17 protein-coding genes and 2 tRNA genes are annotated in these 22101 nt (G+C 64.2%); 11 read left to right on the forward strand and 8 right to left on the reverse strand.

What is annotated here, in order from left to right; translation table 11 throughout:
• Positions 1 to 16: 16 nt before the first annotated feature.
• Positions 17 to 370 carry a hydroxyisourate hydrolase gene (gene uraH / locus AX756_RS15385; protein ID WP_068313351.1) on the forward strand — a complete coding sequence of 118 codons (354 nt, stop codon included), beginning with the start codon at positions 17 to 19 and terminating at the stop codon, positions 368 to 370.
• 91 nt (positions 371 to 461) lie between these two features.
• Here the strand turns inward: uraH and AX756_RS15390 are convergent, their stop codons facing one another.
• Complete coding sequence (locus AX756_RS15390) at positions 462 to 5183, reverse strand: translocation/assembly module TamB domain-containing protein (protein ID WP_068313354.1); 4722 nt, start codon at positions 5181 to 5183, stop codon at positions 462 to 464.
• Entirely contained in the window at positions 5183 to 6997 is a 1815-nt protein-coding gene (locus tag AX756_RS15395) for an autotransporter assembly complex protein TamA (protein ID WP_082739133.1), read from the reverse strand. The genes AX756_RS15390 and AX756_RS15395 overlap by 1 nt, the downstream gene beginning before the upstream one ends.
• Positions 6998 to 7316: 319 nt before the next feature.
• On the opposite strand from AX756_RS15395, the gene parA reads away from it, so the two are divergent.
• Together parA and AX756_RS15405 are read left to right on the forward strand one after the other, a co-directional pair.
• Positions 7317 to 7955 carry a ParA family partition ATPase gene (parA, locus tag AX756_RS15400; RefSeq protein ID WP_068313583.1) on the forward strand — a complete coding sequence of 213 codons (639 nt, stop codon included), beginning with the start codon at positions 7317 to 7319 and terminating at the stop codon, positions 7953 to 7955.
• A gap of 61 nt (positions 7956 to 8016) precedes the next feature.
• The gene (locus AX756_RS15405; protein ID WP_068313360.1) at positions 8017 to 8898 is read left to right on the forward strand and encodes a YegS/Rv2252/BmrU family lipid kinase; all 882 of its coding nucleotides are present in this window, start codon (positions 8017 to 8019) and stop codon (positions 8896 to 8898) included.
• A gap of 4 nt (positions 8899 to 8902) precedes the next feature.
• Here the strand turns inward: AX756_RS15405 and AX756_RS15410 are convergent, their stop codons facing one another.
• The 3 genes from AX756_RS15410 to AX756_RS15420 all read right to left on the reverse strand — a co-directional run bounded on the left by AX756_RS15410 (position 8903) and on the right by AX756_RS15420 (position 11420).
• Entirely contained in the window at positions 8903 to 9514 is a 612-nt protein-coding gene (locus tag AX756_RS15410) for a L,D-transpeptidase (protein WP_068313363.1), read from the reverse strand.
• Positions 9515 to 9698: 184 nt separating this feature from the next.
• Positions 9699 to 10037: a carboxymuconolactone decarboxylase family protein gene (locus tag AX756_RS15415; protein ID WP_068313367.1), complete on the reverse strand. Its 339-nt coding sequence runs from the start codon at positions 10035 to 10037 to the stop codon at positions 9699 to 9701.
• A gap of 309 nt (positions 10038 to 10346) precedes the next feature.
• Complete coding sequence (locus tag AX756_RS15420; protein ID WP_068313370.1) at positions 10347 to 11420, reverse strand: NAD(P)/FAD-dependent oxidoreductase; 1074 nt, start codon at positions 11418 to 11420, stop codon at positions 10347 to 10349.
• A 300-nt stretch (positions 11421 to 11720) separates the two neighbouring features.
• Here AX756_RS15420 and AX756_RS15425 point away from each other — a divergent pair, with 300 nt between their 5' ends.
• Complete coding sequence (locus tag AX756_RS15425) at positions 11721 to 12044, forward strand: hypothetical protein (protein WP_068313373.1); 324 nt, start codon at positions 11721 to 11723, stop codon at positions 12042 to 12044.
• A gap of 103 nt (positions 12045 to 12147) precedes the next feature.
• The gene (locus AX756_RS15430) at positions 12148 to 13191 is read left to right on the forward strand and encodes a Hint domain-containing protein (protein WP_068313376.1); all 1044 of its coding nucleotides are present in this window, start codon (positions 12148 to 12150) and stop codon (positions 13189 to 13191) included.
• Positions 13192 to 13248: 57 nt separating this feature from the next.
• Here AX756_RS15430 and AX756_RS15435 read toward each other — a convergent pair.
• Positions 13249 to 13324, reverse strand: a tRNA-Trp gene (locus tag AX756_RS15435).
• A gap of 69 nt (positions 13325 to 13393) precedes the next feature.
• Positions 13394 to 14476: a hypothetical protein gene (locus AX756_RS15440; protein WP_068313379.1), complete on the reverse strand. Its 1083-nt coding sequence runs from the start codon at positions 14474 to 14476 to the stop codon at positions 13394 to 13396.
• A gap of 527 nt (positions 14477 to 15003) precedes the next feature.
• On the opposite strand from AX756_RS15440, the gene AX756_RS26080 reads away from it, so the two are divergent.
• Together AX756_RS26080 and AX756_RS26085 are read left to right on the forward strand one after the other, a co-directional pair.
• Positions 15004 to 15279 carry a hypothetical protein gene (locus AX756_RS26080; RefSeq protein WP_197431083.1) on the forward strand — a complete coding sequence of 92 codons (276 nt, stop codon included), beginning with the start codon at positions 15004 to 15006 and terminating at the stop codon, positions 15277 to 15279.
• 4 nt (positions 15280 to 15283) lie between these two features.
• A complete protein-coding gene (locus AX756_RS26085) occupies positions 15284 to 17671 on the forward strand; it encodes a caspase family protein (RefSeq protein ID WP_068313385.1) in 2388 nt (795 codons plus the stop codon).
• Positions 17672 to 17985: 314 nt separating this feature from the next.
• On the opposite strand, the gene AX756_RS15455 is transcribed toward AX756_RS26085, so the two are convergent.
• Positions 17986 to 18062: transfer RNA gene (locus tag AX756_RS15455), tRNA-Arg, on the reverse strand.
• A gap of 292 nt (positions 18063 to 18354) precedes the next feature.
• On the opposite strand from AX756_RS15455, the gene tolQ reads away from it, so the two are divergent.
• Genes tolQ through tolB form a run of 4 tightly spaced genes read left to right on the forward strand, consistent with a single transcriptional unit; the run spans position 18355 to position 22088 of the window.
• Positions 18355 to 19050 carry a protein TolQ gene (gene tolQ, locus AX756_RS15460; RefSeq protein ID WP_068313388.1) on the forward strand — a complete coding sequence of 232 codons (696 nt, stop codon included), beginning with the start codon at positions 18355 to 18357 and terminating at the stop codon, positions 19048 to 19050.
• A 3-nt stretch (positions 19051 to 19053) separates the two neighbouring features.
• The gene (gene tolR, locus AX756_RS15465; protein WP_068313391.1) at positions 19054 to 19536 is read left to right on the forward strand and encodes a protein TolR; all 483 of its coding nucleotides are present in this window, start codon (positions 19054 to 19056) and stop codon (positions 19534 to 19536) included.
• On the forward strand, positions 19529 to 20701 hold the full coding sequence (gene tolA / locus AX756_RS15470) for a cell envelope integrity protein TolA (protein WP_231701074.1): 1173 nt from the start codon (positions 19529 to 19531) through the stop codon (positions 20699 to 20701). Before tolR ends, tolA begins: the two co-directional genes overlap by 8 nt.
• A 52-nt stretch (positions 20702 to 20753) precedes the next feature.
• Positions 20754 to 22088: a Tol-Pal system beta propeller repeat protein TolB gene (tolB, locus tag AX756_RS15475; RefSeq protein WP_068313397.1), complete on the forward strand. Its 1335-nt coding sequence runs from the start codon at positions 20754 to 20756 to the stop codon at positions 22086 to 22088.
• Positions 22089 to 22101 lie beyond the last annotated feature (13 nt).

Here is a 22101-nt window from a genome sequence, read left to right on the forward strand (position 1 = left end):
CAAGAAGGAGAGCCCGATGGCGGGATATCTGACGACCCATGTTCTGGACACCGCGCTCGGGAAACCGGCGGCAGGCCTCGAGATTGAGCTGTTTCGGATCAAAGGTGACGCAAGGGAATTCCTTGGCCGCAGGATTACCAATCAAGATGGACGCACCGACGGACCGATCCTGCCGGAAGACCTGTTCGAAATCGGCAGCTACGAATTGGTGTTTCATGCCGGCGATTACCTGCGCGAGAGCGGGCAGGTCTTGCGGGAGCCGCTCTTTGTCGATCTGGTGCCCATCCGCTTCGGAATGTCGGAAGTCACGCATTTCCATGTGCCACTATTGCTCTCGCCCTTTGGTTACTCGACGTATCGAGGCAGCTGATCGGCGCAAGAGCGCGGGGGGCAATGCCCCCTACACATTTCACAAAGGGCTCGAACTGTACTTTAGGCACAAGCCCGTTTTGGCATTGAAGCTAGTAATCCCGCTCGAAATAGATGCCGATGGAGCTGTCGCCCTTTGAATCCGCCGTCCCCTTGACGGTGAAATTCTTGGTCAGGTCAATATTGATATCGATCTCGGTCTGGCCTTCGCTGTCAGCCACAAACTCGGTATAGATGTTGTCGCTGATATACTTGCCGGCACGAACCTCGGTGCCGCCGTCATCCGTGGTCGCGAGATCCAGGTCGTCCAGCCCAAGCCCTTCGCGCAGGTTGCCCATCAGGCCCACGCCGCCACGCCCGGTGAGGGTGGCGAGCGCATTTGCCATCTGCACGGCCTGCAACGCAGAGAGGTCCGTCACGCTTTTGCCGAACAGGAAATAGGCGAGCACCTCGTCCTGGGGCAGGTCCGGAACCGAGCTGAGCTTAAAGGTTGGATCATCCACCGGGCCGGTGATCTTGGCAACGAACTCGAAATCGTCCCTGCTCGAAGAGGCAGTGATGTCGATATAGGGCTGCAGCCCACCGGCCAGGGAAACGGTGCCTTCGGTCACATCCAGGCGTTGGCCGAGGATGTCCAGTCGTCCGCGGATCACCTCGATCTCGCCGACTGGCTTGGGGACTGCCGTGGTTCCGGTGACGACCATTCCGCCACCCAACTCGGTGTCGAGCCCGCGCCCGCGGATGAAGATCTCGTCCGGCGCGCTGACGGTAACGTTCAGCCCGAACACGGCGCCCGCTCCGCCCGAACCACTGGAAGAGGATGTCTCTTTGTCGATCAGCCCGGCCCGCTGGCGCGTTTGGCGCACGGCAAATGGTTCATTCACATGAGTCAGGTTCGGAACCGAGCCGCCGAAGCCCAGTCCGCCATCCGGAATGCGGATCTCGGTCCGGCCGACATTGATCCGTCCGTCGATATTGGCGCCACCTGTGAGCGGGCCAGAAATGGTCACGCCTCCGTCGAGGGTGGTCGAGAACAGGGCCGGGTCGGTCAGCACGAACTGGTTGAGCGAGGCTTGCAGGTTGGCGTTCATTCCGCCGGAGATCTGCAAAGATCCATTGGCGCCGAGCGAGCCGCCAGCCTGGCTGTTGGCGCTGGCGTCAAGCTGGATATTGGAGCCGTCAAGGCCAACCTGCACGTTGATGCCGCTCAGGTTTTGCCGGAACTCCGGCATGGTCATGTCGGCGCCGTTGATGGTGACCGTCCCGGAAACGGCGTCGAGCGATGGGGCGCCGTTGATTGCGATATCGAAGGCGGCGGTGCCGTTGAGCACGTTGGGCGAAAGCGCCTTGTTGACGAGGCCAAGCGGAGCGGTGCCGACTGCATCGAGGGCGACGGTTGCAAAATCTCCGGCCACGCTGCCGGAAACGGACGAGGAGACGCCCTGCGGTCCGCTGGTGTCGAGGGTGACGGCGTAGCCCGCTTCGGATTGCGCAACATTGCCCGTTGCCGAGAAACCGCCCGTGATGCCGGGGGCGAAGGGGGCGATCGTCGGCAGGTTCACCTGCAGGTCGAGCGCGGTTGCCCCGGCCGCGATCATGCCGGCAATATTGGCCGTGCCGTCATAGGGCAGGCCGGCATCGAGAACGACGTTCCACGTGTTGGCGCTCGCCTCGTCGGCTGTGCCCTTGATCGAGAACGGGCCGGAATAGGCCGGTGCAAGCGCGCCGACATCCGGCAGGGCTGCCTCGACAGCGAGGCGGCTCACGCCGGGGCCGTAAACGCCACCGGCGGCAACCGTGCTGCTATAGGGGCCGTTTGCATCCAGATCGAGTTCCCAGGCGCCATCGTCGCGCTGGGCGGCCGTTGCCTCGGCGGTCAGCGCGCCGTTCACGCCCGGCGCAAAGGCCGAAACCTGCGGCACCGCGACGGCGAGTTCCACATCCGTGCCGGTTGCACCGACGGCCCCGGCAATATCGGCTGTTGCTCCTTGCGGGCCGGCGACGTTGAAATCCACGTTCCAGCGGCCGTCGCCGGCCTCTGCGGCAGTGCCACGCGCCCGAACAGGGCCCTGCACTTGGGCAACGAGCGGCGATAGGTCGGGCAGAGAGGCGTCGAGCAGGAGGTCGCTCTGTCCGCCGCCCACGACACCATCCACGGTGGCAACGCCGTCATAGGGGCCGCTGGCGTCGAAGTCGATTTTCCACAGACCGTCGCCGGCATCGCTTGCCGTGCCTTCTGCAAGGATCGGGCCGGTCAGGCCGGGAGCGAGCGGGGCAATGTCCGGCAGGCTGGCGGTCAGCGCCACCTCGCCGGGGCCGCCGCCCATGCTGCCGTCCAGATTGACTTGCGCCTCGTAGGGGCCGGAGCCGTCCAGCTTGAACTTCCAACCGCCGGTTCCGGTTTCCGCAGCCGTACCAGACAGCGCCACGGCGCCACGATGACCGGGGACAAGCGGTGCGATGTCGGGCAGGGCAATCTCCAGCGCAACGTCGCTCTCGCCGGGGGCGACAAGGCCCGCCACCTGCGCGGCCAGCTCGTAGGGGCCGCCAACATCCAGATCGACATTCCACTTGCCCTCGGCCTCTTCCTTCGCGCTGCCCGTGACGCTGATCGGGCCGCTGTGATCTGGCACCAGCGGCGCGATGTCCGGCAGGGCAATCTCCAGCGCAACGTCGCTCTCGCCGGGGGCGACAAGGCCCGCCACCTGCGCGGCCAGCTCGTAGGGGCCGCCGACATCCAGGTCGACATTCCATTTGCCCTCGGCTTCTTCCTTCGCGCTGCCCGTGACGCTGATCGGGCCGCTATGGTCGGGTACGAGCGGCGCGATGTCGGGCATGGAGATATCGAGGGTGATATCGCCGTCGCCGGGGTGAATGCGTCCGGCGAGTTTTCCGGCCAGCTCATAGGGGCCAGCCAGTTCCAGCCCGGTCATCCAGTCGCCCGGCGCGGTTTCGCGGGCGTCGCCCGAAAGGGTCAATTGCCCTTCGTGCCCCGGCAGAACCAGCCCGACATCGGTCAGGGCCGCCTTGAAGGTGATATCCGAGCTGCCGCTGCCAACATTGCCCGAAGCATCGGCCTCGACACCCCGGCTGCGCAGCTCGAAACGGTCCAGCACGGTGCCGGAAGTGTCCCGCCGCGCGGCGGTGGCGATGGTGACCGGTCCGTCGAGCAGGCGGTCCGCCGTCTCGTCGCCGATAGACAGGCCGTCCGCCGCGATATCCGCCGTCACCGCGAAGATGCCGCCGAGCGGGTCGCCCTGACCGGAAAGCCCGACCGTGGCTTGGCCGGTCAAGGGACGCCCGGCCAGATCGGAGAAGCGCGAAATGTCGTCCGCCCGAACCTGGCCCTGGCCAGACACTTTCAGGCTGCGATCCGCGACCCGAAGATCGCCGAGAATGGTAACGCCGAAATCTGCCCCGTCGGCGAAGAGCCGCGTGATGTCCAGCGCGCCGCCCTGTTGCCAGCCGAAGGTCACGCCACCGTTGAGAACCTCGCCCGCCGCCGCCGCCAGCGCGGGGTCGGCCAGGGCAAGGCCGGCGAGATCGAAGAGCAGGTCGCCGGAAACGGCCGCGCCGTCACCGGTGGAGATCTTGCCGACGCCATCGAGGGCCAGCTGTTCCAGATCGGCGGCCTCCGTATCCACGCCGTCAACCTCTGCCGTCAGCGTCCAGCGGTCGCTTTGCGCGGCATCGAAATTGGCTGCGAGCGCGACCTGGTCGAGATAGGTGCCCGGCCCGGAGACTGGCAGGCGCAGCGGCGCGCCATCGGCCCGCCCCATCTTGCCGTCGATATCGAAGGCGGTCGGCAAGCCATCGGCGCCGAGCGTCACCGCGCCCTGCAATTGCAGCGACTTGGCTGCGAGCGAGAAAAGCGGCAGATCCAGAACCCCTTCGGCGCCGCGTTCGCCATTGACCGTCAGACGAATATCTTCGCCAAAAAACTCGTGGAAATCGGCCGGGATGAGCGGGGTAACGTCACCGCCGATATCTGCCGTGAAGGCGGTGTTGCCATCTTCGTCGCCCTTGAGCGTCACCGCGCCCGCGATCCGGTCCTGGTCATCGGTGCGCAGGCCGATATCGGCAGCGAAATCACTGAGCGGGCCGGCACCGGCGACCTTCAGGTCGAGCGACGGGGAGCCGGGCAGCTTGAGCAAGCTGGTGACGATCCCACCCGCGTCTTCGGACATGTTGAGGTCGAGCGTGAGCGTGCGGGTTTCGTTGACGAAACTGCCATGCAGGCTGATGGTATCGTCCGGCCCGTCGAGCCGGCGGGTCTCAAGATCGACCCGGCCTTCACCTCCTGCCAGCTCCACCCCGCCTTGCAGCCCGAGGATAGCGGCCTGGCCCAGCACCGGCTCGCCCAGTTCCGCGCGTTCGATGGCGAGCGTGTCGATCCGGATCGATATCGGCAGCTCGGGCAGGGAGAACCCGGAGGCCTCGGCCTTCGGCGCGTCCGGCAAGGCGTCCTCGTCCTGTGGTGCGGCTTCAGGAAGGCGCTCCACGATCAATTCGCCCGCCGAAAGGGTTTCGACCGAGAGATTGCCCCTCAGAAGCGCGGCCCGGCTCCAGTCCAACTCGGCATTGCGCAGCGTCAGCCAGACGCCCTTGTCATCGGCAATGGTCAGCTCGCCCAGGCGCGCTGCGCCGGAGAGCAGCCCCTCGAAGCCGCTGATCCGCACCTCTCGCCCACCGGAAGAGAGCTTGTCCTGCAGGAAACGCTGGATCATGCCGCCGCCATCTTCGTCTTGGGCGGGGGCGGGCAGGGCGATCAGGAAAAAGGTTCCTGCAAAAGCAGCTTGGCGGGCAAAACGCATCAGAAGGCCTGTCCGATACCAATATAAAGTTGAAGTTTGTCAGCGTCGTCCGGGCCGCCCTGAACGGGCGTTGCAAAATCTACCCGGATCGGGCCGAAGCCGGTTTTGTAGCGGACGCCGATCCCGGCGCCGGACATCCATTCTCCGGAGCCGTCATAGTATTCTTCGGCGCCGACATATCCGCCGTCGACGAAACCGACGACCCCGATATTGCCGGAAACATAGCTGCGGATCTCGCCCGAGAGGGCAACATAGGAGCGGCCACCGAAGATCGTGCCGTCGAATTCCCCCGCGCCAAGGGATTGATAGGGCTGGCCCCGCACGGAGCCGCCGCCGCCGGCGAAGAACAGGTAATCCTGCGGCGCGCCGGAGATTTCCGGGCCGAACAGGCTGCCATATTGCATCCAGCCGGCCAGCACGGTGTTTCTTTTCTCGCCGAAGCCGTAATAGCCGCGGGCGTCGAGCTCAAAAAGCCCGCCATTTTCCATGTTGTCGATGCCGACAAAGGGCCGCAACTCGGCACCAAGATAGTAGCCCTGGGTTGCGTCGAATTCGTTGTCGCGTTTGTCCCAAAAGGCCTGAAGCGGCAGGGAGACCATCATGTAGTTGCGTTCACCGAATGCGTCATCCACCTCGGAGGCACGGAAATCGAGCCCGGCGGCCAATTCGAGATCGTCGGAGTAATGCCATGCGAAAGCGCCGCCAATTTCCGCCAGACTGGAGACGTAGCCTGGCTCGTCCTCGTATTCGAGAACTGCCCGCAGCACCAAGTCGACATCGGGATGGAAGGTTGCCGGGCGCCTGAATATGGCCGAGGCGAGGTAATCTATGCCATTGTCGTCAGCCGTCGTGCCGATATTCTCGATTTCGAAACTCAGACGCAGGTTCTCGGCACCGCCGAGCAGGTTTCGATGCATCCAGAAGGCATTGATCCGTCCGCCTTCCTGGGTGGAAAGTTCCGCGCCCACACCTAAGCGGCGGCGCTTTTGCTCAAGCACTTCCGTTTCGATACCTATCAGGTCGCCCGGTCCGACCTCCTCGGCCTCCCGGATCGACACGGAGCGGAACGTGCCGGCGCGGCGCAGGCGCTCGGCGGCGTCGTTGAGTTCTTTCGGGCTGTAGGTCTCGCCTTCGGGAAGGCCGGCAATGGCCTTGATCCGCTCCGTGCGCACCCGCTTGTTGCCGCTGACCGTCATCGGGCCGAAGCGCAGTTTCGGGCCGGGATCGAGCGTCAGCCGCGAGGCGAGGGTGGAGTTCGCGTGGTTGGCGGAGATGTCTTCCTCGACAAGGTCCACCTTGGGGTGGCCGGCATCCTTCCAGGCGGAAGTGGCGGTGCTCGCGGCCTGTCCGATCAGCCCGGATTCGGCGATCTCGCCCTTCCGGTAGCCCTCGGGCAGTTCCGTTTCCGGCGCGAGCGGCTTCACGCTGGCTTCGGAGAACAGGAATTCCGGCCCCGGCTGCACGGTGATCTCGATGGTCCCGATGCTCGCCGGCGGAGTGAGCGGCGGAATATCGGCGGCTTCGCGACCGTCGATCTTCACGCTGACCGTGCCACCATAGCGCCCCGCACCATAGAGAACCGAGGTCATCCGCTTGTACTCGGCCCGCGCGGTCGCCAGCAGGTCGTCGGGGCTGGTCCGCTCCTCCTCCTGGGCCTGCAGGATCATGGATGCGCCTTCGAGCGTCTTGTGAAGGGCGTCATCGGCGCCGGGGGTATTGAGAATGACATTGTCGAGCGCGCCTGCGGGAAAAGCTGCAAATGAGCCAATCGCGACGGCACCGAGCCTCGACATAATGGGTCCAATCTTTCTCATCGACACAATCCCTAGCGTGCAAACCCGTTTGCCGCAAAATCCCTGACGGTACTCACGCGGTATCCTCAAACGTTGTTAACGTGACTCTCACCCGCCCGCCAAGCAGGAAGGCGGCTTGCAGGGCCGAAATAAGGCAACACGGCGAGGTGTGGCGGATTTGACGATCATTTTGGCCCGATTGGGCCGGACGAAGGCGTCAAAACCGGTCGAAACGCCGAATCGGCAAGCGGCGGGGCGCCGCATCCTGTCCTCGCCTGTTGTGCATCTGCAGCATTTGCGCCACGATCCGGCGAAGGCATGCTCGGCACCGGGGGGTGAAATGGCTGGACATACGATCACAGTGGCCCAACAGAAGGGCGGAAGCGGCAAGACGACGGTCGCCGTCAACCTTGCCGTTCATCTGCGCGCCGCAGGCCACAGCGTTGCCGTGCTGGACACGGACCCACAAGGCTCGCTCGGGCGCTGGTTCATGACGCGGGTCGAGGCGACCGGTGGCGAGCCGGGCATGGAGTTTTCTACCGCGTCGGCCTGGGGCGTGGGCTACGAATGCGACAAGCTGCGCAAGCTCAATGATTTCGTCATCGTGGATACGCCGCCAAAGGCAGATAGCGACCTGCGCCCCGCGCTGCGGGAGGCGGACCTGGTGATCGTGCCGGTCTCGGCCAGCCAGCTCGATCTCTGGGCGACGGAAGCGGTGCTTGAGCTGGTGGAGCGGACCCGAAAATCCGCTCTGACGGTCCTCAACCGTGCCCGCGCGGGCACCCGGCTTTCCGGAGAGATGGTCTCGGGCATGCACGAGCTCGACGCGCCGGTCGCCGAAACGGTGCTCGGAAATCGGGTGATCTATGCCGAGGCGCTCGGACAGGGGTTCGGCGTGACCGAAAGGCAGCGCAACGGCGCTGCCGCCCGAGAGATCGCGGAACTGTGGGCCGAAATCCGGACCATTCTGGACGCCTGAAGGGGCTTGCCCGCCGGAACGCCGGCGGCAAGACTGGGAAGGAGGTGCCGGGGAGATTCAAATGACCACGAAGGCCCTGCTGGTCCTGAACCGCAAATCGGCCGCCCGTGCCGATCTTGAAGAAATGATCGAACGGGCTTCGAAACTACATGATCTCGATGTGCATGTGGCGTCGAGCGGGACCCAGTTGCGTGCCGGTATCCGCAAAGCCGTCCGCAATGGCAGGGTTCGAATCGTTGCAGGTGGAGGTGACGGCACCATCAACTGGGTTGCCGCGAGCATTGCGCGGCTGGAGCTGCTGGGCGAGGCGGAGATGGCGTTTCTGCCCCTTGGAACAGCCAATGATTTTGCCCGTGGCTGCGGAGATTCCGGCGACGATATCGAGGCCTCGCTGTCGCGGGCACTGGAAGATGCGGCGGTTCCAACGGATCTGGGCAAGATCAACGGCAAGGTTTTCGTGAATGTGGCCTCCGGCGGGTTCGGCGCCAGGATCACGGCGACGACGCCGAAAGATCTGAAGGCGCGTCTCGGCGGGCTGGCCTACACGCTGCATGGCCTGTCGCGCCTGAGCGAGATGCGTCCGCGCAAATGCCACTTCACCATTGATGGCGACGAGCAGATCGAAGCGGAACTCAGCTTCCTGGCGGTCGGCAACAGCCGCTACGCCGGCGGCGGGTTCGATGTGACGACCGAGGCGCTGCCCGACGATGGCCTGCTTGATCTGTCATTGATCCGCCATGACTGGTCATGGGAACCGGGTCTTCTGGCGCGGGAACTGATGAACCCGAGGAACCGGGAGAATATCGCGCTGGTCTACCGGCAGTTCCGAAACTGCCGGATGGAAGCGGAGGAGCCTTTCCACCTCAATCTGGACGGCGAGCCGATGGAGGCGGAAAGCTTCGATATAACGGTGTTGCCAGGAGCGATCCGATTGGTCCGTTAGTGGATCAGAGAACGGTCACGACCGTGCCCAGTGGAACGCGGTTATAAAGATCGATGACGTGCTCGTTCAGCATCCGGATGCAGCCATTCGAAACCGAACGGCCAATGGATTCCGGGGCGGTGGTGCCGTGGATCCGGAAATAGGTGTCCTTGCCGTTCTGGAACAGGTAGAGCGCGCGGGCGCCGAGCGGATTGCTGGGCCCGCCGGGCATGACATAGTCGGTTCCGTTGAACTTGGCATAAGACCGGGGGTCGCGCTCGATCATTTCGTCTGTCGGGCGCCAGGTCGGCCATTCCTTCTTGACATCGATTGTGGCCTGACCGGTGAACTCCAGCCCGGCCTTGCCGACACCGACGCCATAGCGGATCGCCTTGCCCGTTTCGAAGACGAAATAGAGAAAATGCGAGCGCGGCAGGATCAGGATTTCGCCCGGCTGGAACTGCTTCTTGATCTTGACCACCTGCGGTTTGAATTGCGGGTGCAACTCGAAGCTCTCGCTCGTGGTCGTAGAGGTGGTGGCTGTCTGGGCCAGCGCCCGGCTTGCACCGGCGGGCAGAAGCGCAGCGGTCAGGCAGGCGGCGGAAGTGGCGGTGACGAAATCACGGCGGGTCGGCATCTGGCACAGCTCCGAAAAGTTTCTGTAATCAGTTAGAGTTCTGGCCCGCCTTGCCGGAAAAATCAACGTGTCTGGCCTGTTGAACGCTTAACGCGCCTTCACGTTTGTTCCGGTTGTGCCAGTGGGAACACGAAAGCCGCCGCGGGGCGACGGCTTTCGACGAGGTACTCTCGAAGCTGGAAGCTTACTCGGCGACGAGTTGATCCCAGGCGGCGAGCGTCTTGGCAGCATACATCAGCGAGGGGCCACCGCCCATCTGGATGGCCATTCCGAGCACGTCAACCAGCTCCTCGCGGCTGCCGCCGGCCTTGGCCAGCGCCTTGACGTGGAAGCCGATGCAAGGCTCGCAGCGCATCGCGATGGCAATGCCGAGCGCCACGAATTCCTTGCTCTTCATGTCGAGCACGCCGCTTTCCTTGGCGGCCTTGGTCAGGGTGCCGAAGCCCTTGGTGACCTCGGGGTTGGCCTTGCTCAACTCGCGGAGCTGGCTGTTCATGTCATCGACGAAATTGTTCCAGTCCATCCTGGTCGGTCCTTGAATCTTGCCGGTGTCACGTGACCATCACGGGCATCCGGGAGCAGGGGGCCGATGGCGGTCGAGGGGGGAGGCCGGCGGGTTGTTCCTGCTTCGCCGCAGACTTGGGATACAGATGCAGAATTTTCAATATGAATGACGGTCGCAGGTGGGCCGGGAACGACAATCTGTGCGGCCAGACGGCGAAAGACGGTCTTAATGCCCCGCAAAATGCCGATTTCAGCGTGGATCGGGTCGGAGCCCTGCAGTTTCCGTCAAGCAGCATTGCTTTCTGGGCAGGGCGAGCCGGAACACCAACTAGCGGCGGAAGCGGGCCGGGCTCACCGCTACGACCACATTTGCTTCGAGTTCACAGGATGCTCCGCTGGCCAGCGCTGCCAGCAGGCCTGCCGCGGCGGGGGCTGTCTGGAAGCCGTATCCACCCTGGCCAGCACACCACAGGAAAGCGGGCTCGGTGGGGTCGCGGCCGATCACGAGGGCCCTGTCGGGCGCAAAGCTGCGCAGCCCCGCCCAGGTGGCTTCAACCCGTGTCACCTCGACCGTGACAAAGGGCTGATAGCGGGCCAGGCCCTCGGCGATGACCATGTCATCGGCCCAGGCATCATGCGGATCCACCGGGTCTTCGTCGGCCGGCGAGACAAGCCAGGCACCGGCATCGGGCTTGGCATACCAGTCCTCGCTCACATCGTCGACGAAAGGCCAGTTGCGCGTGTCCAGCCCGTTTGGCGCGGGCAGACGCGCCATGGAACGCCGCATTGGCTGGATGCCAAGCGGTGCGATCCCGGCCATGCGCGCCACCGGATCGGCCCAGGCGCCGGCCGCGTTCACGATCTGGGTCGCCTCCAGCGTCTGGGTCGCCGTCTCCACCTGCCAGTGATCTCCGATCTTGCGGATTTTTTCGACCGTCTGGCGCGTCAGGATCTCGGTGCCCTGCTGGCGCGCCTGGCGCGCGTAATGTTGCAGCAGGCGGTCGGTGTCGAGATCGTAGGCCTCTTCGAGCCAGGCGGCATGGGCGCAATGGGCCGGATTCAGGATCGGCCAGAAACCCTGCGCTTCTGCGATGGTCACCCTTTGCGCGCCGAAGCTGGCATGCTCACGTTCGAACACCGCGCCCCTTTCCCGGTCTGCCACCATGAGAAAGCCACGTTGGGACAGAACATCCGTGCGTCGATGCGCGTCCGCGCTGGCTTCGTTGAGTGCGCGAACGGTCGAATTCCCGTAGGATTGCAGGAACATGGCCGCCGAGCGGCCCGAGGCGTGATAACCGAGCGCATCCTCGGACTCCACGAGAACAACCGAGCCGGAGCGTGCGAGTTCCGCCGCTGCGGAAAGGCCGGCGATGCCGCCGCCAATGACAAGAAAATCCTTCATGGGCCCTTATCGCAAGCCCTTGGCAAACTGGACAGCGGCCGAAGCGTCGCGGAGGTGACCCGCGAGGTATTCCACTTCGAAGTGCCATTTTTCAGAGCGGCGCGCCTGTTCTGGCGACGGTCTGCATTGGCAACATGAGCGTCGGATCGGGTTGTGCCTCACCGCCATTTCCCGTAATCTGAGTCCATTACGCGCCGATTTGAACCACAGATTGCGGGCGCGCAAGAAATGCAGCTAAAGCGAGGGAACTCCGTTCCTTCGATAACCCAAAGACCGCGCCACAGGCGCCGGAGGACCGTGATGTATGACGCCGCCACCCTTGCCGCCCAGCCGGCCAGTGCCATTCCGTTCGAACAGATCGCTGAAACACGCCGGGCCTTTCCCGCCGCGCGGGTCGGTTTCGAACTCCTGATCGAGACGGGGGATGCGCTTGTCGGGCTGGAACGCTGCGCCTCGGCCTTTCGTCGGGCCGGGCTCAGCCTGCAATCGCTGCGATGCTCCGGGGAAGGGCGGATCTGTTGCCGTCTGCTGGACAGTTTCGCGGCGGACCTGACGATTCTGCAGAAAGAGCTGTCAGGCCCGGAGGCGCGAATAGCAAGCTGGACTACCCTTATTGGCGCCTGATTCCGGTCGATTGACCTCCATACGTGTACGGCACTTCCTCGGTCGAGCTTTTTGTGGTAACGCTCGGGTAGAAAAGAAAAAGAAAACGAGCAGGCATACACGGATGGGGACGGGCTTAACCGGCACCTTCGTTCTTCGCTGGTCACAGACGCGGGTCGACGGCTTGGTGCCGGATACCTTCTCCGAACTTGAGGTCGGGGCAAGCTGGCGTTGGAGCGGACAGGCATTTCGTATGGACGGGCCGGACGGTATTGCGCGTCTTGGCGTATCGCGCGAGGTGGCCGAGTTACATCGGCGCGCCGCCGGCAAGGCGCGGCGGATCTGCGGGCGTGTGGTGCGATTGAAGCATTGGGATGCGATCGACATCGACGACGAACACCTCATGGATCGCTGTGTTGTGCTGACCGACGGTTTGCAGGTTTTCGTCGCGATTCATGTGCCGGCGACCCATGCGCCAGACGGCCTTCTGGTGTTCCTGGGCGATCTTCCGCCGCCGGATACGGAGTTCTGGATCGCGCGGATCACCACCAATCCACGCGCCGAAGCGCGCGCGCGGCGGCAGGTGGCCCCGCCCGTTGGCGGTCTTGCTGCGGGGACAACGGTCGAGACACCTGAAGGGCCTCGGGATGTCGCGCAGCTCGAACCCGGCGATCTGGTCCAGACCCGCGATGACGGCCCGCAACAGCTTGGCTGCGTCTCGCATCAACGGATCACCGGCGCCAGGATGCATCTCGCCCCGCGACTGCGCCCGGTGCGCATCGCGGCGGGAGCGTTGGGCGAGACAGGGCCGCAGGAGGATTTGCTCGTGTCGCCGGGCCATCGCCTGCTGATTGCCGGATCGAACGCCCGTGCGCTCTATTCCGAAGGCGGCGTGCTCGTGTGCGCAGGGGACCTTGTGCGACTTCCGGGTGTCTCGCCGGCCCTCGATTGCACTGCAATTGTCTATGTCTCGCTCATGCTGGAGCGGCATCACCTTCTGACGGCCGCCGGGTTGGCAGTGGAGAGCCTCTTTCCCGTCCAGTCGGGCATGGCCGCGCCCACGGACAGAGCGCCCGGCTCCATTCCATCGGTCGCCGATTTCGGACCGCCGGCGCGCCGCTGTCTCGACCCCGGCGAAGCTGCAATCCTGACCTCCGGGTATTGTTGACCGGAGACCCGTCGCAATCGGGCGGGAAGCGTTTCCAGAGGCTGTTTTGATGGGAAATGGCAGGGGCAGCAGGGTTCGAACCCGCGACCTACGGTTTTGGAGACCGTCGCTCTACCAGCTGAGCTATACCCCTACGGCCCGGGCTTCTTAGATTTTCCGCCCGTAAGCGTCAAGCGGTTATCATCGGCCATTTCACTGGTGTTTACTCGCCAACCGGCGCGATCTGACCGCCAATCACATACGGTCTTCGTTGCAGCCGACCCTTGAAGAACTGCCCGAAATTTTTCCAGGGGTGGCGGACGATCCGTTTCAGTTCCCTGTGGATCGCGTCCCGTTCCGCTGCCAGAGAGTCGCGGTCTCTCAGAATCGCGCCGACAGCCGCCGCGATGGCCTCCATCTGGCGCTGGTCGATCTCGTGCAGATCATTGCGGCGGATACAGGGGGCAGAGCCGTGGTCGAGCTGTTCGGTTTCCGGCAGGAAAAGGTTGAAATAGCCGACCGAGGCCGAAAACCGTTCCCGGAACCGGTTCAGAAGCTCTCCCTCGGCGGTGAAGCGGTAGGATTCGATATCCGGCGCCAGTTCGACCAACCAATCGGAAAAGTCCGAACCGCTTTTCCTGCCCGACAGCTTGTTGAGCTGTTTGACCAGCTCCAGTTCGGTAAGGCTCAGCGAACGATTGACACGGATCGGCATGGATTTTTCGACGGAGCCAAGCGATCCGTCCTTGTCCAGATCCAATGCGTCGATGAATGCCCCGACCACATCGGCACTGCGGGCCGAGTAGTTGATAAGCCTTGTCTCGATGTTGTTCTTCAACAGCAACCGGTGGCATTTCTCGGCGTGCAGCAAATGGCCTTCCTGCTGCAGGTAGTCCTCGAAACTGCCCGTTTCACCGCCGCGTTTGACCCGTTGATGATAGGCCGAATTCGCCATTTCGAGCGGGTTCCGGATGAACAGCACAACCTTGAAATTGTACCGGCTCCGCAGATCCACGGAGGCCTCGATGATTTCCTCCAGCTTCCAGAAAAGCAACTCGTTCGAGAACAGGATGGCGCGGTCGGCGGGCCATTTCAGATCTTCCTCTTCGAGCTGCCCGAGCAGGGCCCCGACATCACCGCAGATATTGCCCGAGGTCACACCGCAACGTTCGGCACGCGAAAGCGAAGGATGATCGGGGTAGACCATACCGGCCGCAGCGACTGCACGCTTGTTCTGTGCCAGCCAGCACTGGATCGCCGATGTCCCGGTCTTTCCATGTCCGACATGCAGGATCACATCTCTCATTCCGTACCTCTTGATCGTCAATAGTCCCTTGGGCGGCGTGTTCCTGGTGCGCCCTCGGGGATGGCATCGTGGAACGGCGGAAAGGATCCGACCTGCCGCAAGCGGCCCGCCCCTTGCCGATCACATCGGGTGCGGGAAGGGGAGGCTCGTCCGTTCGACCTACTGCCCATGGATCCGGGGCAGTCGGCTGCTCTTGCGGTAAAAACTGTCGTCTCGTTTCGGCTTTTCCGGTTCAAGCCGCTATCTGGAGACCAATTGTGCAGGCAGTATCGACAGAGTTTGCAGACAAGAAAAATTCTGCGACTGACATTGATCGATCACGGATCGACCGGGCCCTGGAGCAGGTGCCCTTGACCTAGCGTAATGAGGCCTCTTGCAATCTGCACCGGCCTGTCGCAGTCTTGACCTATAGTAATTTTAAACAAAATCTGACCACAGCCCCCTTTTTTTGGAGGAAAATCCCCATGCAGTTTTTGCCATTTCTAATGATAATGGGTGCCGCGATCTGGTTGCTTGGATGTACGCCTATGCCGACCAGTTCGACCGATGACGTATCCGAAGCCGCGACAACGGCAGCTGCGGCAGCGCCTGCCAGGGCGTCAAATAGTGCCGTGTCTTCAAGCTCTTCAGCGAGCCAGTCTCTCGCCGACCGTTTCGATGACACGGACCGCGACGATGGAGACGGCAGTTCCGGCGGCGACAGCGGTTCGGACGGCGGCGATGACGGTGGCTCGGACGACAGCGGCGATGACGGCGACGATGGAACCGGTGGCGGCGGCGGCGGCGGCTGGAGCGGAGGTTGAGGCCATGTCGAGGTGGCGAACCCGGACGCTGACCGTCCCGTTTGCCGTCTGCGCAGTGCTGAGCGCCGGTGTCCTTCAGGCGCAAACGCTCGGCTCTGCACGGCCTGACACCGGGCGGGCGATCCCTAGCCGGATCGCCATAGTCGTGGGCAACCAGGACTATGAAACGGTCACCGACCTTGCGAATGCGCGCGGCGACGCCCGCGACATGGCTGAGTTGTTGCGCAGCTTCCGCTTCAACGTGTTCGACGGCTATGACCTGGACAAGCGTGGCTTCGAGGAATTGCTCCGGCAGGCATTACTGAACACGCCGATGGGCTCGGATGTGGTGTTCTACTATGCCGGGCACGGAATCCAGATCGGGCGGCGCAACTACCTGCTGCCGGTCGATGCGGCCTTTGCGTCCATCTATGATGTGCCGCTGGAAACCATGACGCTCGACCGTGTCGTGGAAACCCTGTCCTCGCGCGCGGCCGCCCATGTTGCCATTCTCGATTCCTGCCGGGACAATCCCTTCCCGGATATCCGCCTTGCTGCGGATCTCGACGCAAACCTGTTCGAGACCAAGTCGGGTTTCGACATTTTTTCCACCCCGCTCAACTCGCTCATTGCCTATTCCACCTCGCCGGGTGGCGTGGCGATGGATGGCAACGAGGGCGGCAACAGCCCCTACACGCTCGCGATTCTCGACGCTGCCAGGACGATGCCGCATGAAAACGTGCAAAGCCTGTTCCCGGTCGTTCGTCAGAGCGTTCACGATGCGACGGGCGGCAAGCAGGTTCCGTGGGAAAGCTCGACGCTCGTGCGCCCGTTCTTCCTGACGCCGGCCTCGGCCACGGTCGATCAGGAGGGGCCGGCGCCTGCCGAAGGCGTCGGGTCCGTCGATCGCGGAATGGCCATCGCCGCACAGCAGGATGCGCCGACGGCATTGCCCAGGGTCGAACTGGACATCGAGAAACGCTTCGATCGGCGCGTGGATATCGGCGATGCGCTGCAGGCGCAGTTCGGCCAGACATTCCAGACCGCTGAACTGGTGACACCGCCCGGAAACGGCATCCTGTCCTATGGGCAGGGCAGCTTGATTCCGGGCCGCATGATCTACGGGGCCGAGATTTCCGACGTGCGGGCAACCGAGCTCGATGGCTACTCGGTTTCCGACAGCTTCTCGGTTCTGCTCGGTTTTGCCGACGGATCGGAGCGGCAGGTGGATGTCGATCTGTCGTTGACGGTGGATGCCTGCGATCTGGAAATGGGCGACGCGCTCGATCTGGGCGGGATCGGCGTCTACCGGCTGGCCAACGAGATTGACGTCGCGGCGGGGCTGAAGGCCTGCGAGGCCGCTGTCCAGTCCGACCCGGAAAACGGACGTTTCCTCTACCAGCTCGGCCGCGCGCAACAGAGCGCGGGCATGCTGCCCGAGGCGTTCGCCAATTTCGAGGCCGCCGCCGAGGCCGGCCATATCCGGGCGCTGAACGCGCTGTCCATCCTGTTCGACACCAAACGGATGGACCGCGAGGCGACCGGTATTCCCTATGATCCCGAGATGGCGCTGGAATTGCTCGAACGCGGCACGGCCACGGGCGACCCCTACCCGATGCACCGTTTGGGCCAGAAGCTGCTACGCAACGGCGAGACCGCGCAGGAACGCCGCCGTGGCTTCGAACTGATGGAACATGCGATCGAGCTGGGCCACACATTCGCGATGAACGAGCTCGGGATCTATTTCCTGACCAAGGATACCGATCACTACCTACCCGAACGTGGCATGCGGTACCTGCGGGCCTCTGAATTGCATCAGGATATCTACGGCTATCACAATCTCGGCTACGTCGCGCTTCAGGGAATGGATGGAAACGAGCCGGACTTCGATACCGCCGTCGCCTATTTCCAGAAATCCACCGAAGGCGGGCACCCGCAGGGGCCGAGCATGATCGCCCGGATGATTCTGCGCGGCCAGCATGGCGAGGTGGACACCGTCGAGGCGGTCCGCTGGTACGACATGTCGCTGGCACGCGGCGACGCCTGGGGCGGCACCAACGCGGCCACGATCATCCTGCAAGGCAAGGTGCCGGGCAAGGGCGCCGCGGACGGTGCGCTTCGGGCCGCCAAGGCGGCGAATCTGGCCAATTCCGGCGCTGCGGAAAAGGCGCGTGAGCGGCTCTCGGAGGTTTCGGACAACGACCGGAACCTGGCGCTTCAGATGATACTGGGCGAAATCGGCCATCCGGTTGGCCTCGACGGTGCCATCGGCGCGCAAACCCTTCGCGCACTTGAAGCGGCGAGCAATGCTGTCGGTGTCACCTATGATCCGGGCGATACCCCCGAGGAGCGGCTGCTCTTCGCGGCACGGGTCTATTGGGCGCATAACCCGGCGCGTTTCGACCTGTTCTGAGGCCGGACATCCCCTGTTTCCTTTTACCGCCCGGTCCGGCCTCCCCCTGTGGGCCGGACAGGGCGGCCCAAGCTTTGGCAGAAATGGCATGACCGGGGAAAAATCTCGTTTCCGGATACGCGACTCCACTGAGCATCGAAATTCAAGGGAGGCGGATGGTCCGTATGCTGTCCGTTTCGTCGCTGGCGCTGGCCGTCTCCATCACCACTACCATCGGTTCGGCGCTGCTCTTTGCGGTCGCCGGTTGCCGGACCGAGCGAAAGTCCGGGAGGCCCGATTCGGACCGACTCAGCGTTGGGACTATGGGGAATTCATGGCGACCCCGACAGGACTTGAACCTGTAACCTATCCCTTAGGAGGGGATTGCTCTATCCAGTTGAGCCACGGGGCCGCGTCGGGCGGAAGGTCGAACCGCCGCCCGAGCCCGTGTCTAAAGGCTTCCCATGGCGGACGCAAAGCCCTTTTCGCGGCCCCGGGCGCCGTGAAGCAGCGCGACTCCACGCGAGGAGCGGGCGAAAAACGGCTTGTAGCGGGTGCATGGACGGCGGATTGCCGCCGCGATAAAGAAAATAAGGCAATAACCTCGCGGCCTCGCGGCTTCGTGTTGGCTTTTCCCCTTCAAACAGGATAGGTTTTCGGCAATCAACGCCGTCGTCAGAACGGTAGCAACACGAGCAGACAGCATGGATCCCTCGACCCTTTCGATGGCGCAGGAGATAGATTTCTCCCTGTGGGCGCTTTTCGCGCGCGCAACCTTCACCGTAAAAATCGTGATGATGATGCTGATCGGGGCCTCCTTCTGGGCTTGGGCGATCATCATCCAGAAGCACATCACCTATCGGCTGGCCCGCCGCGAAGTGGAAGGGTTCGACGAGCAATTCTGGTCGGGCGAGCCGCTGGACGAGTTGTTCGACCAGGTGGGTGGCGATCCCAAGGGGGCGTCGCAGCGCATCTTCTCCGCCGGCATGATCGAGTGGCGGCGCTCGCATCGCGAGGATGGCGGGTTGATCGCGGGCGCGCAGGCGCGGATCGACCGTTCCATGGATGTCGCGATTGCCAAGGAGGCCGAGGGTCTCAATCGCGGGCTGGGCTTCCTGGCCACGACCGGTTCCACCGCGCCCTTCGTCGGGCTGTTCGGCACCGTCTGGGGCATCAAGCACGCCTTTGAGGAAATCGCCATGGCGCAGAACACCAACCTGGCCGTGGTCGCACCCGGTATCTCCGAGGCGCTGGTCGCGACCGCGCTGGGCCTTCTGGCGGCGATTCCGGCGGTGATCTTCTACAATAAGCTCAATGCCGACAGCGACCGGATCATCGGCCGCTACGAGAGCTTTGCCGACGAGTTTGCCACGATTCTCTCGCGCCAGCTGGATTCCTGAGCCATGGGCGCGGGAGTCGTCAAACAGGCAGATGATGGCGGTGGCACGCGCCGGCGGCGTCGGGCGGGCCGCCACCCTGCTGCCATGTCCGAAATCAACGTGACGCCCTTTGTCGACGTCATGTTGGTGCTGCTGATCATCTTCATGGTCGCCGCGCCGTTGCTGACGGTCGGCGTGCCGGTCGAGCTGCCCAAGACGGCGGCCGAGGCGCTGCCGACGGAGCAGGAGGAGCCGCTGGTCGTCTCGCTCACGGCCGATGGACGCGTGACCATCATGACCACCGAGGTGCCCCAGGCCGAGTTGGTAGCGCGCCTGCGCGGCATCGCGGTCGAGCGGGCCGATGACAAGGTGTTCCTTCGCGCGGATGGCGCGATCCCCTATGAGCGGGTCATGCAGGTGATGGGCGCGCTCAACGCGGGTGGCTTCTCGAATATCGGTCTGGTGACCGATACCGGCGGCCCGACACTAGACGGCAGGGATGGCTAGCTGGCCGCACATGAATACCGGGGTCAAGATCTCCGGCCTCGCCCATATCGGGCTGCTCCTGTGGATGGCAATCGGCGGGCTGTTTTCGTTTGACCGTGACAGGCCGCTGGACGTGTCCGAGGTCACGCTGATCACGGGTGAGCAATTCGCCGCGATGGTGGCGGCGGGCAGCCAGGCTCCAGCGGTTTCCGACGCGCCCGAAACGCCCGCACAGCCCCAAGCGGCCGAACAGCTGGAGACACCGGTTCCCGAGGCCGCGCCTGAACTGGCCACGCCGCCGGAAGCCGCGGAGGAAGTGCAGCCGGAATCCGAGCCGCAGGTCGAGGAGGCGTTCGAGACCCCGCGCGCCGAGGTGAGCCCGGTTGCTCCGCCCGCCCCGACAGCCCCCGACACGCCGGACGGAGCCTCGCCCGTGCTTGCCCCGGAAAACCCGCCCGCTCCCGATGCCGCGCCGCGCGTGGCGCCGCGCCCGGTCGAACGTCCCGAGCCCGATGCCAATGTCGCCGAGCAGGTCCAGCAGGCGGCGCGCCGTGAGCAGGCCCCCGAGGCGCCGCCGGTTCCCGAGGCGCCCGAGGAGACGACCGCTCCGGAGGAAGCCGGCACTGTGATCGAGACCGAGGCGACCGATGAGGCCGGCGGCACCGCGCAGTCCGAGCTTGCGCCGCCGGGAGCGCTGCGCCCGTTGCGCCGCCCCGATCGCCCCACGCCGCCAGCTCCCGCTCCGGCGGCAGAGCCGGAGCCTGCCCGGGATCCGCTGGCCGATGCCATCGCCGGCGCCGTGGCCGAAGCCACCGCCAGCGCGCCCGCCGAGGCCGCGGGGCAGGGCACGGCGCGCACCGGCCCGCCGCTGAGTGCGGGGGAAAAGGATGCGTTGCGGCTGGGCGTGCAGCGTTGCTGGAATGTGGGTTCGCTCTCGACGGACGCGCTGCGCACAACCATCACGGTCTATTTCGAGATGGACCAGAATGCGCGTCCCGTTTCCGGTACCATCCGGATGCTGGACTCCGTAGGCGGCTCGGCTGCCGCCGCGAACCAGGCTTTCGAGGCCGCTCGCCGCGCGATCATCCGTTGCGGTGTGAGCGGATACGGTCTACCGCCGGAGAAGTACGACCAGTGGCGTGAGGTCGAAGTGGTTTTCAATCCAGACTATATGAGGGTCCGGTAAACATGCGTGGCCTGATCGATATGAATTTCAAACCCGTGAAAATGAGGATTGGATGATGTTCCTGCGTTCCCTTGCAAAAGCCGCCGTCATGGCTGTGGCCGCCCTTCTGCCGCTGGCCCTTCCGGCCTTGGCGCAGGACCGTCTGCGTATCGAGATCACCGAAGGTGTGATCGAGCCGCTGCCCTTTGCCATTCCCACCTTCGAGGCGGAGACGCCGCAGGCGGCACAGCTGGCAAATGACATCACCCGCGTGATCGCTGCCGATCTCGTCGGCACCGGCCTCTTCCGGGAGGTTCCCGCAAGCGCCCATATCGCGCGGATCACCAGTTTCGCCTCTCCCGTCTCCTATCCCGACTGGAAGGCGATCAACGTTCAGGCGCTGATCACCGGTGCCGTATCGGTCGATGGCAGCGGGCGGACCAACGTGAAATTCCGCCTTCACGACGTCTTCGCCGACAACGAGCTGGGCGAGGGGCTTCAACTCGGCGGCGCCTCCAGCGCCGCGCGGCGGCTGGCGCACAAGGTCGCTGACCAGGTTTATTCCCGCATCACAGGCGAGGGCGCCTATTTCGACAGCCGCGTGGTCTTCGTCCACGAAGAAGGGCCGAAGAACGCTCGCCAGAAGCGGCTCGGGGTCATGGATTATGACGGTGCGAACGTGCAGTACCTGACCGACAGCTCCTCCATCGTGCTGGCGCCGCGCTTCTCGCCCACGGGCGACCGGGTGCTCTACACCTCCTACTCCTCCGGCGTGCCGGAGATCTACATGATGCAGGTCGGCGCGCCGCGTCCGCAGAAACTGATCGAAGCGCAGGGCGCCATGACCTTTGCGCCCCGTTTCGGCCCCGACGGCAACACCGTGGTCTATTCGGAGAGCCGGGGCGGCAATACGGACATCTTCGTCACCTCTATCGGTGGCAGTGCGTCCAAACTGACCAACACGCCCTCCATCGAGACGGCGCCGAGCTATTCGCCCGATGGCTCCCAGATCGTCTTCGAGAGCGACCGTTCGGGAACGCAACAGCTCTACATCATGTCGGCGCGTGGTGGTGAGGCAAAGCGGATCTCCTTTGGCGAGGGCCGCTATGGCACCCCGGTCTGGTCGCCGCGCGGCGACCTGATCGCCTTTACCAAGCAGCATGGTGGCCGGTTCCATATCGGCGTGATGCGGACGGATGGCTCCGAGGAACGGCTGCTGACCGCGTCCTTCCTCGACGAAGGGCCGACATGGTCGCCCAATGGCCGGGTCATCATGTTCACCCGGCAGAGCGCGGGCGCCGGTGGCCAGCCGTCGCTCTACTCGGTGGATATTACCGGGCGGAACCTGCGTCGCGTGCCCACGCCGGGCGCCGCGTCAGACCCGGCCTGGTCGCCGTTGTTGCCGTAAGACAGGGCGGATG

Source organism: Aliiruegeria sabulilitoris (assembly GCF_001558155.1).
In the GTDB taxonomy this organism is placed as follows: domain Bacteria; phylum Pseudomonadota; class Alphaproteobacteria; order Rhodobacterales; family Rhodobacteraceae; genus Tropicimonas; species Tropicimonas sabulilitoris.